Source organism: Flavobacterium glucosi (genome assembly GCF_048286535.1).
Lineage (GTDB): Bacteria > Bacteroidota > Bacteroidia > Flavobacteriales > Flavobacteriaceae > Flavobacterium.
This window is the reverse complement of record NZ_JBLVPK010000002.1, coordinates 138,274-153,638: the sequence shown is the minus strand read 5'-3', so window position 1 is coordinate 153,638 and position 15,365 is coordinate 138,274. Positions and strand designations below refer to the sequence as shown.

11 protein-coding genes are annotated in these 15,365 nt (G+C 33.8%); 10 read left to right on the top strand and 1 reads right to left on the bottom strand.

All coding sequences use genetic code 11. The features are described from left to right. Nucleotides 1-92: 92 nt before the first annotated feature. The 9 genes from ACNQGD_RS03785 to ACNQGD_RS03745 all read left to right on the top strand — a co-directional run bounded on the left by ACNQGD_RS03785 (nucleotide 93) and on the right by ACNQGD_RS03745 (nucleotide 12,398). Nucleotides 93-1,250 (top strand): homogentisate 1,2-dioxygenase, encoded by a 1,158-nt coding sequence (locus tag ACNQGD_RS03785; protein WP_417998355.1) that lies wholly within the window; start codon nucleotides 93-95, stop codon nucleotides 1,248-1,250. 204 nt (nucleotides 1,251-1,454) lie between these two features. Further along, nucleotides 1,455-2,615 (top strand): 4-hydroxyphenylpyruvate dioxygenase, encoded by a 1,161-nt coding sequence (gene hppD / locus ACNQGD_RS03780; RefSeq protein WP_417998354.1) that lies wholly within the window; start codon nucleotides 1,455-1,457, stop codon nucleotides 2,613-2,615. 295 nt (nucleotides 2,616-2,910) lie between these two features. Then, nucleotides 2,911-3,681 carry a DUF3108 domain-containing protein gene (locus ACNQGD_RS03775; RefSeq protein WP_417993683.1) on the top strand — a complete coding sequence of 257 codons (771 nt, stop codon included), beginning with the start codon at nucleotides 2,911-2,913 and terminating at the stop codon, nucleotides 3,679-3,681. Beyond that, the gene (locus ACNQGD_RS03770; RefSeq protein WP_417993682.1) at nucleotides 3,681-4,616 is read left to right on the top strand and encodes a tryptophan 2,3-dioxygenase family protein; all 936 of its coding nucleotides are present in this window, start codon (nucleotides 3,681-3,683) and stop codon (nucleotides 4,614-4,616) included. Before ACNQGD_RS03775 ends, ACNQGD_RS03770 begins: the two co-directional genes overlap by 1 nt. Before the next feature lie 18 nt (nucleotides 4,617-4,634). Further along, on the top strand, nucleotides 4,635-5,855 hold the full coding sequence (locus ACNQGD_RS03765; RefSeq protein ID WP_417993681.1) for a M23 family metallopeptidase: 1,221 nt from the start codon (nucleotides 4,635-4,637) through the stop codon (nucleotides 5,853-5,855). 188 nt (nucleotides 5,856-6,043) lie between these two features. Beyond that, entirely contained in the window at nucleotides 6,044-7,687 is a 1,644-nt protein-coding gene (gene pgi / locus ACNQGD_RS03760) for a glucose-6-phosphate isomerase (RefSeq protein ID WP_417996402.1), read from the top strand. 376 nt (nucleotides 7,688-8,063) lie between these two features. Continuing rightward, complete coding sequence (locus ACNQGD_RS03755) at nucleotides 8,064-11,306, top strand: TonB-dependent receptor (RefSeq protein ID WP_417996403.1); 3,243 nt, start codon at nucleotides 8,064-8,066, stop codon at nucleotides 11,304-11,306. A gap of 93 nt (nucleotides 11,307-11,399) precedes the next feature. Beyond that, a complete protein-coding gene (locus ACNQGD_RS03750) occupies nucleotides 11,400-11,834 on the top strand; it encodes a hypothetical protein (RefSeq protein ID WP_417998353.1) in 435 nt (144 codons plus the stop codon). Between the two features lie 81 nt (nucleotides 11,835-11,915). Beyond that, nucleotides 11,916-12,398 (top strand): septal ring lytic transglycosylase RlpA family protein, encoded by a 483-nt coding sequence (locus ACNQGD_RS03745; RefSeq protein ID WP_417996405.1) that lies wholly within the window; start codon nucleotides 11,916-11,918, stop codon nucleotides 12,396-12,398. A gap of 1 nt (nucleotide 12,399) precedes the next feature. On the opposite strand, the gene ACNQGD_RS03740 is transcribed toward ACNQGD_RS03745, so the two are convergent. Continuing rightward, the gene (locus ACNQGD_RS03740; protein WP_417993676.1) at nucleotides 12,400-12,867 is read right to left on the bottom strand and encodes a CYTH domain-containing protein; all 468 of its coding nucleotides are present in this window, start codon (nucleotides 12,865-12,867) and stop codon (nucleotides 12,400-12,402) included. 341 nt (nucleotides 12,868-13,208) lie between these two features. Here ACNQGD_RS03740 and ACNQGD_RS03735 point away from each other — a divergent pair, with 341 nt between their 5' ends. Then, the gene (locus tag ACNQGD_RS03735; protein ID WP_417998352.1) at nucleotides 13,209-15,353 is read left to right on the top strand and encodes a recombinase; all 2,145 of its coding nucleotides are present in this window, start codon (nucleotides 13,209-13,211) and stop codon (nucleotides 15,351-15,353) included. The last annotated feature ends 12 nt before the right edge of the window (nucleotides 15,354-15,365 follow it).

Below are 15,365 nucleotides of genomic sequence, written 5' to 3'. Positions count from 1 at the left end.
ATCAAGAGGAATCCTGAATAGATTGCATTTTTTTTAAATTTAATTAAATAAGTTTAGTTCGATAAAACTTTTAACTTTTAAGTAAAAAAACCATGCCTTTATATCATAAATTAGGGGATTTCCCGCAAAAAAGACATACGCAGTTTGAAAAACCAAATGGCGGTTTGAATTACGAACAGCTTTTTGGAACAGAAGGTTTTCATGGACACTCCGCTTTGTTGTATCACGTTCACAGACCAACACAGGTAAAAGAAATTCTAAAATCCTATTCGGTAGAGCCGAAAATTGCCATTGGAAAAAACATAAAATCGTTATTGCTAAAAGGTTTTGAGCTAAAACCAGAAGATGATTTTCTGGACAGTCGCAAACCCATGTTAGTCAATAAAGATTGTACGATAGGATTAGCCGCACCTAGGCAATCGTTGCGCAACTATTTCTATAAAAATGCCGATGCTGATGAAATGATTTTCATTCACAAAGGGAAAGGAAAGTTGCGCACCATGATGGGAAATATTCCTTTCGAATACGGAGATTACTTGATTATTCCTCGCGGAATTATCTACCAAATTGATTTCGAAACAACGGAAAATCGATTGTTTTACGTCGAATCATTTGCGCCTTTCTACACGCCAAAAAGATATAAAAACGAATCAGGTCAGCATTTAGAACATTCCCCATTTTGCGAGCGCGACTTTATTTTGCCAACAGAATTAGAAACGCATGATGAAAAAGGAGACTTCCTGATCAAAATCAAAAAAGAAGGAATGATCCATGAATTCGTTTACGCCACGCATCCCTTTGATGTAGTCGGTTGGGACGGATATAATTTTCCGTACGGATTCAGCATTCACAATTTTGAACCTATTACAGGTCGCGTGCACCAGCCACCACCAGTTCATCAAACCTTTGAAACAGCAACATTTGTAGTTTGTTCGTTTTGTCCACGATTGTACGATTACCACCCAAAAGCCATTCCGGCTCCTTACAATCACAGCAACATCGATAGTGATGAGGTTTTGTATTATGTAGATGGCGATTTCATGAGCCGCAACAATATCGAGCAAGGACACATTACATTACATCCAAAAGGCATACCGCACGGGCCCGCACCGGGAGCCATGGAACGTAGCATTGGTCATACAGAAACTCACGAATTAGCCGTAATGGTCGATACCTTTCGCCCGTTAATGGTAACCGAAGAGGCTATGGGATTAGACGACGGTCAATATTACAAATCTTGGGTAGAATAATAAGGAGCTATTTCCTGCTGTGCACTTTATCTTTTTCTGGTCTCGTTAAAAAAACGAGACCAGAAAAAGGATGCCGTTTCCATCAGGGCTAGGATTTTAGAGTAAATAACAACATTTTTTTAAATTAATAAATCCGCGTAAATCTATTGTAGCACCATCAACGGCGTTCCAGAATTAGATGTACCGAATCAAAAAATAAATACCATGTCAAAAGAAGTAAAATCAGTAGAATACGGACTAGAAAAAATATTCGAAGGAGCACAAGATTTCCTTCCGTTATTAGGAACCGATTATGTAGAATTCTACGTAGGAAATGCAAAACAATCCGCACATTATTATAAAACAGCTTTCGGGTACCAATCCTTGGCGTATGCCGGCTTAGAAACCGGGGTAAGAGACCGAACGTCTTATGTGCTAAAACAAGATAAGATTCGTATTGTATTAACCACGCCCTTAACACAAGATTCTCCTATACACGAACATTTGAGAAAACATGGAGACGGCGTTAAAGTTGCAGCGCTGTGGGTAGAAGATGCCACAAGTGCGTACGAAGAAACAATGAAACGAGGTGCGCGTTCTTTTATGGAACCAACCGTGGAAAAAGATGAATTTGGAGAAGTAATACGTTCCGGGATTTATACCTACGGGGAAACCGTGCATATTTTTGTAGAGCGCAAAAATTATACTGGTGTTTTCTTACCAGGGTATAAGGAGTGGAAATCCGATTACAATCCAGAGCCAACAGGTTTAAAATACATCGATCACATGGTGGGAAATGTAGGTTGGAACGAAATGAACACTTGGGTTAAGTTCTATGAAGACGTCATGGGATTTGTAAATTTTCTTTCTTTTGATGACAAACAAATCAATACTGAATATTCGGCGTTGATGAGTAAGGTAATGTCAAACGGAAACGGAAGAATCAAATTTCCAATCAACGAACCTGCTGAAGGAAAGAAAAAGTCACAGATTGAGGAATATCTGGACTTTTATGGTGGTCCTGGAATTCAACATATCGCTATTGCAACGGATGATATTATCAAAACCGTATCGCAATTGAAAGCCAGAGGAATCGAATTCTTATCGGCACCTCCGCATACCTATTATCAAGCAATTCCCGAGCGATTGGGCGATCACATGAAAATGATGAAGGAGGATTTAAATGAAATTGAGAAATTAGCCATCATGGTTGATGCCGATGAAGAAGGATATTTACTGCAAATATTTACAAAGCCAGTTCAAGACAGGCCAACCTTGTTTTTTGAAATTATACAAAGAATGGGGGCCAAAGGTTTTGGTGCGGGTAACTTTAAAGCGCTATTTGAATCAATTGAGAGAGAACAGCAATTGCGAGGAACGCTGTAAAAAAGCATTATTTTTACATATTGTGAAAAAATTACCGATGAGTAGCCTGTTTTTTTGTAAATGTTGTGTTAAACTTTTTTTTTCACTAAAATAACTGAATTTGTTAGCTACCTTTGCACTCGCAAAAAGGGAAGGGGTGGTTTCCTTCCTGATTTCATATAAATTTCATAGTTTATAGTTTTTTGGTTAGTTAATAGCATAAAAACTCAGTCATTATTTGACTGAGTTTTTTTGTTTTAATATATTTGGAACAAAATTTGCTATTAGAGTCAATAAATTGACGAATAAAGTAATGATGAAAAAAATAATACTATTCCTTGTAGTGATATTGACCGTAAGTTTTGATTCTCCAAAAGAGGATGCCTATGATGTGGGCGAGTGGTTTAAATTTCGAATTCATTACGGAATAGTAAATGCCGGTTACGCCACATTAGAAGTAAAAGACGCTACAGTGAATAATAAAAAAACTTTTCATGTTGTAGGCAGAGGATATACTACCGGAATGTCTCGATTTTTCTTTAAAGTAGACGATTTATACGAGAGTTATATTGATAAGGATACCAGAAATCCATACCAGTTTGTCCGAAAAATTAATGAAGGCGGGTATACTAAAAACCAAGAAGGCTTTTTTAATCAGTCTACAAATAAAGTCCTTGTCAAGGATTACAAACATAAAACAGAGAAAACACTTTACGTTCCTAAAAACACACAAGACATTTTGTCTACCTTCTATTATCTAAGAAACTATCCTGGAATTGATAAGTTAAAAATAGGAGAGTCCGTAGCAATTGATATGTTTTTTGATGATGAAACGACAAAATTTAAACTCAAGTTTATAGGTCGTGAAAATATTACAACTAAGTTTGGAGAGGTGTCAACAATGGTTTTTAGACCTTTAGTACAATCAGGACGTGTTTTTAAAGAACAAGAAAGTCTTACCGTTTGGATTTCAGATGACGATAATAAATTACCAATCAGAATAAAAGCCAGCTTGGCAGTAGGTTCAATAAAAGCAGATATAGATGCATATAAAGGATTAAAAAATCCTTTTAAAACAAATAAATAATGAATAATATTGATAGTTCAGAAGCGATTTTAAAAGAAATTGAAATTAAATACCAAGCAATAAATCAAAAGACAGAAACGCAGCTGGAAGGATTATTATGGTCAAAACCAATTACATATTGGGATTATATTCAAACCGAAGCATTGTTAAATCTTCAAATTCAAAGAACAACACTGCCTGATGAAATGGTTTTTATTATGTACCATCAAGTGAATGAATTGATCTTTAAAATGATACTTTGGGAGATGCGCCAAATTTCTTATTGTAAAAATATCAAAACAGATTTTTTTACGGAAAGATTAATGAGAATCAGTCGTTATTTTGATATGTTAACTACTTCTTTCAGCATTATGGGAGATGGAATGGAAGTAGATCAATACATGAAATTTAGAAATACGTTAACTCCTGCCAGTGGTTTTCAAAGCGCACAATACCGTTTAATAGAATTTTCTTCAACGGACCTAATAAATCTTATCGATCACCGTTATAGAGATTCAATAGACAGGAATACGCCTTATGAATTTGCTTTAGAGCATTTGTATTGGCAAGCAGCCGGAAAAGATTATCATACCGGTAAAAAATCTTTTCTGCTGGAGGAATTTGAAAGAAAATATAAGAAGCTATTTTTGAGTCATATGGAAGAATATAATACCATAAATATTTGGCAAAAATTCAAACAACTGCCAGATTTAGATCAAAAAAATCCAGCGTTAGTACTAGCGATGCGTCATTATGATCATACGGTGAATATTACTTGGGTAATGCAACATTTGAATACAGCAAAGAAATATATTGATCAGAGCGGTAAAGGAGATGGAGAAGCTACTGGTGGAAGTGATTGGAAAAAATACATGCATCCAAAATACCAGAGAAGGATTTTCTTTCCGGAATTATGGAGTAGCAGTGAATTAGAAAATTGGGGAGTAGAAATGTAGATTGAAAAAAAACAAGGTTTGAAACAAATATTTATAATTATAATTGCGCTGTTTACTTTAGGATCATGTAATAAAAAGGAGGAAATAGCACCAGAAAAAATAGTGAAGCTTATTCCTAAAAAGAGTGAATTTGGGTTTGTTCTTGCTGATTTTAATGTCGTTAATGACACTATAGAAAGGGGAGATACTTTTGGGACCATTATTCAAAATCAGAATATCGGGGAGCGAAAAGTATACGAAATTGTTGCGAAAGTAAGAGATTCTTTTGATGTAAGGAGTATTAGAGTCCACAGGCCTTTTACATTGTTGAGGTCCAAAGATAAAAAACATAGCTTGGAGGTTTTTATTTATCAACCGGATGCACTGAGTTATTACGTGATTGACATGCGCGATACGGCGGTGGTTGTCTATAAAAAAATCAAACCCATTACAATCAAACGACGCACTATTGGCGGTGTTTTAAAAGAATCCTTATCAGAAACTTTAGGTAATGCTAAGATTGAAGGAGCTTTGGCGAGCAAAATCGCAAAAATTTATGCCTATTCCATCGATTTTATGAAGCTTAAAAAAGGGGATCGGTTTGCAATAACTTTTACAGAGCGATTCATAAATGATACTGTTTATGACGGAGTCGAAGAACTGGAAGCTTCCTTTTTTGAATACAGAGGGAAAATTATTTACGCATTTCCTTTTGTCAAAAATCCAGACTCCAACAAAATAGAATATTACGACGAAGAAGGAAAAACCTTAAAAAATTTCTTTCTTAAGTCTCCAATAAAATTCAGTAGAATTTCCTCTCGATTTTCATCCAGTAGATTTCATCCGGTGCAACACCGCTGGAAAGCGCACAAAGGAACAGATTATGCGGCACCACGTGGAACTCCCATTACTGTTACTGCAGGAGGCGTTGTGGAACAAAGTGGTTTTACTGCGGGAAACGGGAATTATGTAAAAGTAAAGCACAACGGAACCTACTCGACACAATACTTGCACATGTCTAAAATACTAGTGCGACGAGGGCAACGTGTCAGTCAAGGACAGGTGATTGGTTTGGTGGGAAGCACAGGCTTGGCAACAGGTCCGCATGTATGTTATCGATTTTGGAAAAACGGTAGACAAGTGGATGCGCTGAGACTTAAATTGCCCAGCGGAGAACCGATGAGCGGAAGAAATAAAGAACGATACATAAAAACGATAACTCCGTTAAAATTTCAATTGGATAGTGTTGCTAACTTATAATGCAGCAACTAAAAATTAGTTGGAAACAATTATTCTGTTGAAAAATAGAAATACGTAGTGTGATTATACGTTGGTCATTATTCATTGTATTTCCTGATCATTTGTAATATAAATGAAAACTCATTTAGCATTAAAACTAATTTCACTATTTTTACCAAATTAAAATAATACTACAAAATACCTAATAAATGGCTTTAAATACTACAAACCCAACAGAAACAATTGCTTGGAAAAAACTTGAAAAGCATTACAGCGAAATGCAAAAAGCGTCAATCCAGGAATTATTTCAATTGGACGCATCCAGAACAAAAAAATTCAATTTGAAATGGAATGATTTTTTAATTGATTATTCAAAAAATATTATTAATCAAGAAACACTTCAGTTGTTAGTAGAACTAGCAGATGAAGTTGGACTTAAAAGTGCTATTGCTGATTATTTTAATGGTGCAATAATTAATCAAACCGAAAATAGAGCGGTACTTCACACCGCATTGCGAGCCAAAGAATCAGCAATAATAGATGTTGATGGAAGTAATGTGATTTCTGAAATTTACGAAGTAAAAAATAAAATTAAAGCTTTTACCAATGAAGTCACTTCGGGCAAAAGAACCGGTTACACGGGAAAAACTTTCACGGATGTTGTCAATATAGGTATCGGAGGTTCTGATTTAGGTCCTGTTATGGCTGTTGAGGCCTTGCAATTTTATAAAAATCATTTAAACGTTCATTTTGTTTCTAATATAGACGGCGATCATGTCAACGAAATTATTAAGAAACTAAATCCAGAAACGACGCTCTTTGTAATAGTTTCCAAAACATTTACCACACAAGAAACTTTAACTAACTCCGAAACAATCAGAAAATGGTTTTTAAAATCGGCTACTCAAGAAGATGTGGCCAAGCATTTTGTTGCGGTTTCGTCCAATATCCAAAAAGTAACAGCGTTTGGAATAAATCCAGACAACATATTTCCTATGTGGGATTGGGTTGGTGGACGATTCTCAATGTGGAGTGCCGTGGGTCTTACGATAAGTTTAGCCGTAGGGTACGATAATTTTGATGAATTACTGCAAGGAGCAAACGAAATGGACGAGCATTTCAAAACTGCTGATTTTGACAAAAATATGCCCGTAATATTGGCCTTATTGAGTGTGTGGTACAACAATTTTTTTGGTGCCGAAAGTGAAGCTTTGATTCCTTACACACAATATTTACAAAAGTTAGCTCCTTATTTACAACAAGGTACTATGGAAAGTAATGGAAAGAGTGTAGGTCGTGATGGGAAGTCGATAAATTATCAAACGGGAACAATTATTTGGGGAGAGCCGGGAACTAATGCACAACATGCTTTTTTTCAGTTAATTCACCAAGGAACGAAATTAATTCCTGTAGATTTTATAGGGTTTGTTACTCCTTTATATGGAGACAATGACCATCATGATAAACTAATGTCTAACTTTTTTGCTCAAACAGAAGCATTAATGAACGGAAAATCTGGAGAGGAAGTTCAGGCTGAATTTGATAAACAAGGTGTTTCAGAAGACAAAGCTAAATTTCTTTTACCTTTTAAAGTTTTTACAGGGAATAAGCCTACCAATACTATTTTAATTCAGAAGTTATCTCCAAAAACTTTAGGTTCTTTGATTGCTTTGTATGAGCACAAGATTTTTGTACAAGGAATTATTTGGAATATTTTTAGTTTTGATCAATGGGGTGTTGAATTAGGAAAACAACTGGCTAATTCTATTTTGGAAGAAATTAGTGCAAAAAAGGTTCAAACGCATGACAGCTCTACCACTTTTTTATTAAATCATTTCCTGATGAATAAATAAAGTAATTTATGTTGCTAGTTTTTAGAATTTTATAAGATTTTTTATAATTTAAAATTTTTACACTTTTTTTAATCTTTAAAAGAAGTCAAAAGCCCTGATTTACGTAAAATCAGGGCTTTTTGTTTATATAACACTATGTTTTAGTACTGTTTATAAAAAACACCCCCTTTTTTGCTATTAAATTTATTTTATTTTATTTGTTAAAAAATAAGCAAATAATCAACATACTAAATGATTACAATGTTTTTTAATAACAAAAACCCTGAAATTATTTTACGTTAAAAACTCAACATCAAAACATGATTTTCTTAACGTTGTGTTAACTTTTTAAAACAAAAATGTTATATTTTTGCCAAATATTAATAAACTAAACAATATGAAAAAATTATTAAAATTATTTTTAATTCTAGTTGTACTAATGTTCGCTAACTCTGAAGTTTACGCACAGGGTAACACTACCTCTTCTATTAGTGGTACTGTTTATGATAAGGATTCTCAAACCTTACCAGGCGCATCAATTCTTGCAACACACACTCCATCAGGCACTCGATATAGTGCGTCAACTGATGGTACGGGTAACTTTAGAATATCAAACATGAGAGTTGGAGGTCCGTACAAAATTGTAATTACTTTTGTTGGATTTAAAACTTTTGAAGATAGTGAAGTTTATCTTCAATTAGGGGATACTAAAGATTTTAAAGTTGTTTTACAAGAAGAATCAAATGAACTGCAAGAAGTAGTCGTTAGAAGTTCAAGAGACAATATTTTTAATTCACAAAGAACTGGAGCTCAAACAGTAATTAATTCAGATAAAATTAAAGCACTGCCATCTTTATCTAGGAATATTTCGGATTTTGCTAGACTAACACCACAAGCTCAATTGAGAGGTGATGATGTTTTATCTATTGGAGGTCAAAACAACAGATTCAATGCTATTTACATTGATGGTGCTGTAAGTAATGACGTTTTTGGATTAGCTGCAAATGGAACTAATGGAGGTCAAACAGGAGTAAGTCCTATCTCTATTGATGCAATTGAGCAATTTCAAGTAAGTGTAGCTCCTTATGATGTAAAACTATCTGGTTTTGCTGGTGGAGCAATTAGTGCAATTACTCGTTCAGGAACTAATAATTTTGAAGGATCAGCTTATTTCTTTAATAGAGATGAATCTTTAGCTGGAAAAACACCTCCTTCATTAGCTGGAACAAATGGAAGAAAAAAATTAGCTGATTTTTCTGCTCAGACCTATGGTGTGCGTGCAGGTGGAGCTCTGGTTAAAGATAAATTATTTTATTTTATAAATTATGAGCGTCAAGACAATGAAACACCACAGCCTTTTGATCCGTCAACTTATACGGGTTTGTCATTAAATAGACTGGGAGAATTAAGAACTAAACTTGCTTCTTATGGCTATGATCCAGGTTCTTTTGAAAACAATGTGAGAACTCTTGTAAGTGATAAAATCATTGGTAAGATAGATTGGAACATCAATGACAATCATAAATTGTCTTTGAAACACAGTTATGTGAAAGCGGAAAACTTTTCGCCAAGCAGATCTTCTGCAACTTCAATTAGTTTTATAAACGGTAGCCAATTATTCAATTCTACAACTAATTCAACTGCTTTAGAATTAAACTCAAGATTTGGAAATAAATTTTCAAATAATTTAGTTGTTGCTTACACTAGTGTAATCGATGATAGAGATGCAGCTGGAGATCCATTTCCATCTGTGCAAATATTTGATGGTGCTAATCAAAGTATTTTCTTTGGAGCTGAAGGTTTTTCAACAGCAAATTTCTTAAGTCAAAAAACATTGACTATTTCAGATAATTTTGAAATTAATGCTGGAATGAGTAAAATAACTATTGGTACTCATAATGAGTTTTCACAATCAAGAAATGTTTTCTTTGGAAACAATTTTGGATCATACAGGTACGCTAGTTTGAATGATTTCTTAAACAATGCAAAACCGAATAGATTTCAAATGAACTATTCTTTAATTGGTGGCGAAGGTGATGATTCACAAGGTGCAGCTGAATTTGGAACTAAACAATTCGGATTCTACATTCAAAATGACATGAAACTGAACAGTAATCTTAAAGTTTCTTACGGTGTTAGGGTAGACATTCCTGTTTGGGAAGATGGATTAGGAAATGATGATTTTAATAACAGAACAATTGGTTTGTTACAAAAAGCAGGGAAAGATTTAAAAGGAGCACGAGTAGGACAAGGTATTGCAAATTATGCGCACTTTGCACCACGTTTCGGATTTAATTACGATCTTAATGGAAAAAAATCTACTCAGTTTAGAGGTGGATTAGGGGTCTTTACCTCTAGATTGCCTTTAGTATGGCCAGGTGGTACTTATAATAACAATGGTGTTTCCCAAGGGGCTATTTCAATAACAAGTCCTACAGGAATGCCTTTATTCAACCCAAATCCAAGTGTTGCTAGTCAAATTGCACCGCTTCCTGCATCATTTCCACGTCCAGGTTCAGGACGCAGAGGAGGAAATGTAGATTTGTTTGCTAAAAATTTCAAATTACCTCAAATTTTCAAAGCAAGTTTTGCAGTGGATCAAAAATTACCATTAGGTTTTGTTTTGACATCTGAAATTACTTATAATGATAATATTAGTGCAATCACTTATGAAAATTTGAATATTAAAGCAGCTTCAAGTAATTTAACAGGAGCTGATACAAGACCCCGTTACAATGGAAACGTTAGAGTAGATCAATCTTATTTAGGGATTTATTTAGCTTCTAATACAGATGAAGGTAAAGCTTACAATCTAGCCTTTACATTGACTAAAAATTTCAGATCTGATTTTATTGATGCCAACATCTCTGGAACTTATTCTTACGGTAAATCTACTGTCCTACTTGATGCAACTTCTTCTCAAAATAGTTCTCAATGGAATAATACTGAAACGGTTAATGGTGCTAATTATTTAGCACTTTCAAGATCTGATTTTGATCAAGGAAGAAGAATTATATCCAATGGTAATGCAACATTCAAATGGAATAAATTCACTAAATCTAGAATTGGTATGTTTTACGAAGGTGCTCAAGGAACTCCAATCAGTTATGTTTATAATGATTCGGGTCGTTTGTTACAAGATACATTCTCTAATTCAGCATTAATTTATGTTCCTGCTGCACAAAGTGAAATTAACTTAGTTTCTACAACAGCAAATCCATTATCACCTCAATTACAATGGGATGCTTTGAGCGCTTTTATCGAAGGTAATGAGTACCTAAGAGGTAGAAAAGGTGGTTATGCTGAGCGTAATGGTGACCGTTTAAAAACAAGTCATGTTGTGGATTTAAAATTCGCTCAAGAATTCATTATCAATGTGGGTAAAAAGAAACATACGCTTGAATTTACTGCAGATATTTTTAATTTCACAAACCTTTTGAATAAAAATTGGGGAAAAAGGTATTTTACAAGCTTTGACCAAGTACAATTACTTCAACAAGTTGGATTTTTAGCTAATGGAACAACTCCAACATTTAGTTATAACCCAGCCGTAGCAAACACTATTAACCAAGCAGATGACGTAGGTTTAAACTCATCAAGATGGCAAATGCAAACGGGGGTTCGTTATACATTCAACTAGTTTAGCTTAAAATATTGCAACCCTCATTTCAATTGAAATGAGGGTTTTTTTATGCCTTTTTTTCTTATATTTGTTAAAACAAAAACAATATTTATGTACGATTTTATTCAAAAATTCCATTCAGGTTGGGGGTATTTAGCACTTTTAGTATTAGTGATTGCAGTGGTTAATTGTTTTATTGGGATGTCTTCTAAAAAAGAGTTTACTTCAAAAGACAAGAAAATTGCATTGTTTGCATTAATAGCAATACATACACAATTGTTAGTTGGTTTAATTTTATACTTTGTATCTCCTAATGGATTAAATATGATAAAAGCAGTTGGAATGGGTGGATTAACAACTGAAAGCCGATTGTTGGCTGTAGAGCATCCTTTAATAAATATCATTGCCATTATTTTAATCACAATAGGTTGGTCAAAACATAAAAAGTTGATCGCTAGTGAATCAAAATTCAAAACATTCTCTATTTTTTATGGTTTAGGATTACTCCTTATTTTAAGTAGGATTCCATGGAAAATTTGGTTTTAAAAAACAATTAAAGCTCTAGAAATAGAGCTTTTTTTATCTAGGTATGGTTTTTGTAAAATAGTTTTAACTAATACGATATATATGAAAAAAGCAATAACATTATTTTTTTTACTTGCAATTATTAGCTTAGTCAGTAGCCAAAGTTCCATATCAGAAAAACAAAAAGCAGCAATACAAAAAGATTCGCTCAAGAAGGGTAAGGCATCAATTGAATTGCAAGAAAACAAAATAGATTCTTTAATAACTTCATTAGGGAAATTTAAAATCTATAAAAAGGAAGCACATGCATCCTACTATGCAGATAAATTTAATGGAAGACGGACTACAAGTGGTAGTAAATTTGATAATAATAAATATACTGCAGCACACAAAAAACTTCCTTTTGGCACAAAAGTAAAAGTGACTAATGAAAAAAACGGGAAATCCGTAATTGTGGAAATTACAGATAGAGGGCCATTTGTTAAATCTAGAGAAATTGATCTTTCAAAACGAGCCTTTATGGATATTACTTCCAATAAAAGTAGTGGTGGAATGAAAGTAACAATAGCCATACTGAATAACTAAATTACCATTTTTTATAGGGATTAGTACTTAAGTAGGCATTGTAATAACGGTTGATATTTGTCACTTCATCTCCCAGCCAAAGTGGTTTTTCAAAAGTTTCCATTTCAGAATCAAGTTCAATTTCCGCGACAATTAACCCTTCATTTTCGCCATAAAATTCATCAACCTCAAAAATATGATTGCCTCGTTTTATCTCAAAACGGGTTTTGTCAATAACACCTTTTTCGCATAACAGCAGTAATTCCTTTGCCTCAACAACAGGAATTTCTTTTTCCCATTCAAAACGGGACAGGCCGGAATCATTTGACATGCCTTTTATGGTCAAATATCCTTTATCGCCTTTTATGCGAACTCGCACCGTACGTTCCGGTACCGAACTCAAATACCCTTGTGCAATAGGATTTTGTGCGAAAGCTTCAGCTTTGAATGAATCGTTTAAAACCAAAAATTTTCTTTCTATTTCAATCATTTTAATGTTGTCTAAGTATTTATAGCTATTTCCAGCTATTCGTTTCAATTTCTCAATCATAAAACTTTTTTTCTATTTTTAAAAAAGGAGCTCCTAGCATCGCTCTTTTTAAAAAAGAAAAAATAGTTTTTTTCAATCGAAGATTTCCACTTCTATCCGGGCTAATCCAAAAATTCAAAGGTATCAAATATTTCTATTTTCCGGACTTTAATATCTCTTGTTCAGATTTCAGAATCAAAAATAGTGGTCTTATTTTACAATGAATCACTTATCAAAAGAGTTTGGCTTAGTTTGTTGAATACCTATAGAGGGGTATTTACATCTCATTTAATAGTTATTTTATGAATAAGTTAATGGAAGTTATTGCGGCGATTTGTATTTTTACAAAAAACGGAATGAATTTAAATTTACCAATTTTTAAAGTGAAATCTAAACCAACACCAGCAACACTCCTAATCAAGTTTTTTGGAGAAAATCAATTATGGCGTGAAATAGATGATAACTTAGAGCCTTTAATCGAATTAATTAGGCTGATTAGACCTTTGAAAATTAAACATTTAAAAACGGTGGATCTGCAGGAAATTATTTCATTTTTTAATGAAAATGATTCTTGTAGGGAACAGTTCGCAATATATTTTAAAGAGATAGTAAAAGATAAAAAATTCAACAAAATACTTTCTGACGCAGCTATTCTGCAAGACGTAGATTTTATTTTTGAAGTCAAAAAAAGAATTTTCGCTAAGTTCTTACCCTACCAGCCTCAAAAAAATACTTTAGAATATATTCTAAATCAGGTTTTCTATTCGGCCAACGATACAATTTGGATAAATAAAATCCCACCCGTTCAATTGGAAGAACTGTACAGACTTTTTAAATTCAAATCAATTTATCAAAGTGTAGAACCTAATTCAGTGTTGTCGGAACTATTAGTTGCAATGGATTTAATTACGCAACGAATTAGTGGTCGTGCCTTGGAAACCGATGTTATCAAAATGGTGCCGGAATTTGATGATTACGAAAGTCCTTTTACAGCTTTTGAAAAGGAATTATTCCTGATTGAATTCCGAATTAGAAATTCCGAAAACCATTTTATTAAACCCGATGATTTGTCCTATGCGCAGTTATTGGTTTTACACAAGCAATGCGAAAACTTTGTGGAAAAGGCATTTCACAACAGTTCAAAATACGGAATTTCACTACGTGTAAATCAGAATTTATTAAAAATCCGACAGCAATTAGTACGCCTTAAATTTTTAATTTCGTTATTGATTGTAGAAAAAGGAACGGATAAAAAAAATAACGGAATTACACTGGCTTTGCACTTAATTAAATACAATTGCTATAAAAATAATGTAAGGAAATTTATTGCCGAAAGTACCCAGCTCATTTCTTATGAAATAACGCAACATACAGCTAAAACGGGGGAACATTATATTACTGAAAGCCGACAAGAGTATTTCAAAATGTTCAGAACAGCTTTAGGAGGAGGGTTTATAGTAGGTATTTTGTGCGTCATTAAAGTTTTACTTTCGAATGCCGATACCAGTTTTTTTGGGCATGCTTTTCTGTACAGTATGAATTATGCTTTTGGATTTATTGCTATTTATCTTTTAGGTTTTACGCTTGCTACAAAACAACCAGCTATGACAGCTTCGGCTTTAATAAAAGCATTAGAGGAGGGTGTTATCAAAAAAGGAAAAGATACTGAAAAGTATAAAGCTTTTGCTATTCTTTTTGCACGCGTATTTCGTTCTCAGTTTATCGCTTTTGTGGGGAATGTAATCATGGCTTTTCCGATTTCATTACTTGGAATTTGGCTTATAGATTATACAGCAGACTACAATATTGCCGCTACTAAATGGGAAGGTTTACTTACAGATATTAGTCCAATTCATTCACAAGCTATTTTTCATGCGGCAATAGCAGGATTTTTTCTATTTTTATCTGGGATTATTTCTGGAAGTGTTGCCAATAGAGATAAGCACAATCAAGTTTTTTTCCGGATTACGGAACATCCTATGTTAAAAAGAACCTTAGGGAAAGTACGCACTTTAAAATTAGCCAAACTGTATGAAAAAAGAGGTGCAGGAATTATTTCTAATTTTTGGTTTGGAGTTTTTATGGGAAGTACGGCTACAGTAGGGCTGTTTTTAGGGTTGAATCTCGATATTAGACACATCACTTTTGTAAGTGGTAATCTTGCCTTAGGTTTATATGGAGCAAATTATCAAGTAAGCAACTCTATGTTGTTTTGGGGGATTTTTGGAATTGGTATTATAGGATCGATTAACTTTATGGTGAGTTTTAGTCTTTCACTGGGACTAGCTTTTCGTTCAAGAGCCATCTCTTTATTTGAGTTGCGATTTGTTACGGTTTCCATTTGGAATCACTTCAAGTCGAGACCACTTAGCTTCTTTTTTCCAACGGAAAAGAAAAGCAAATCTGTAATTGTAGAAAACTATTTGAATCTGGAAGATCAAAAATAATTGTACGGTAAC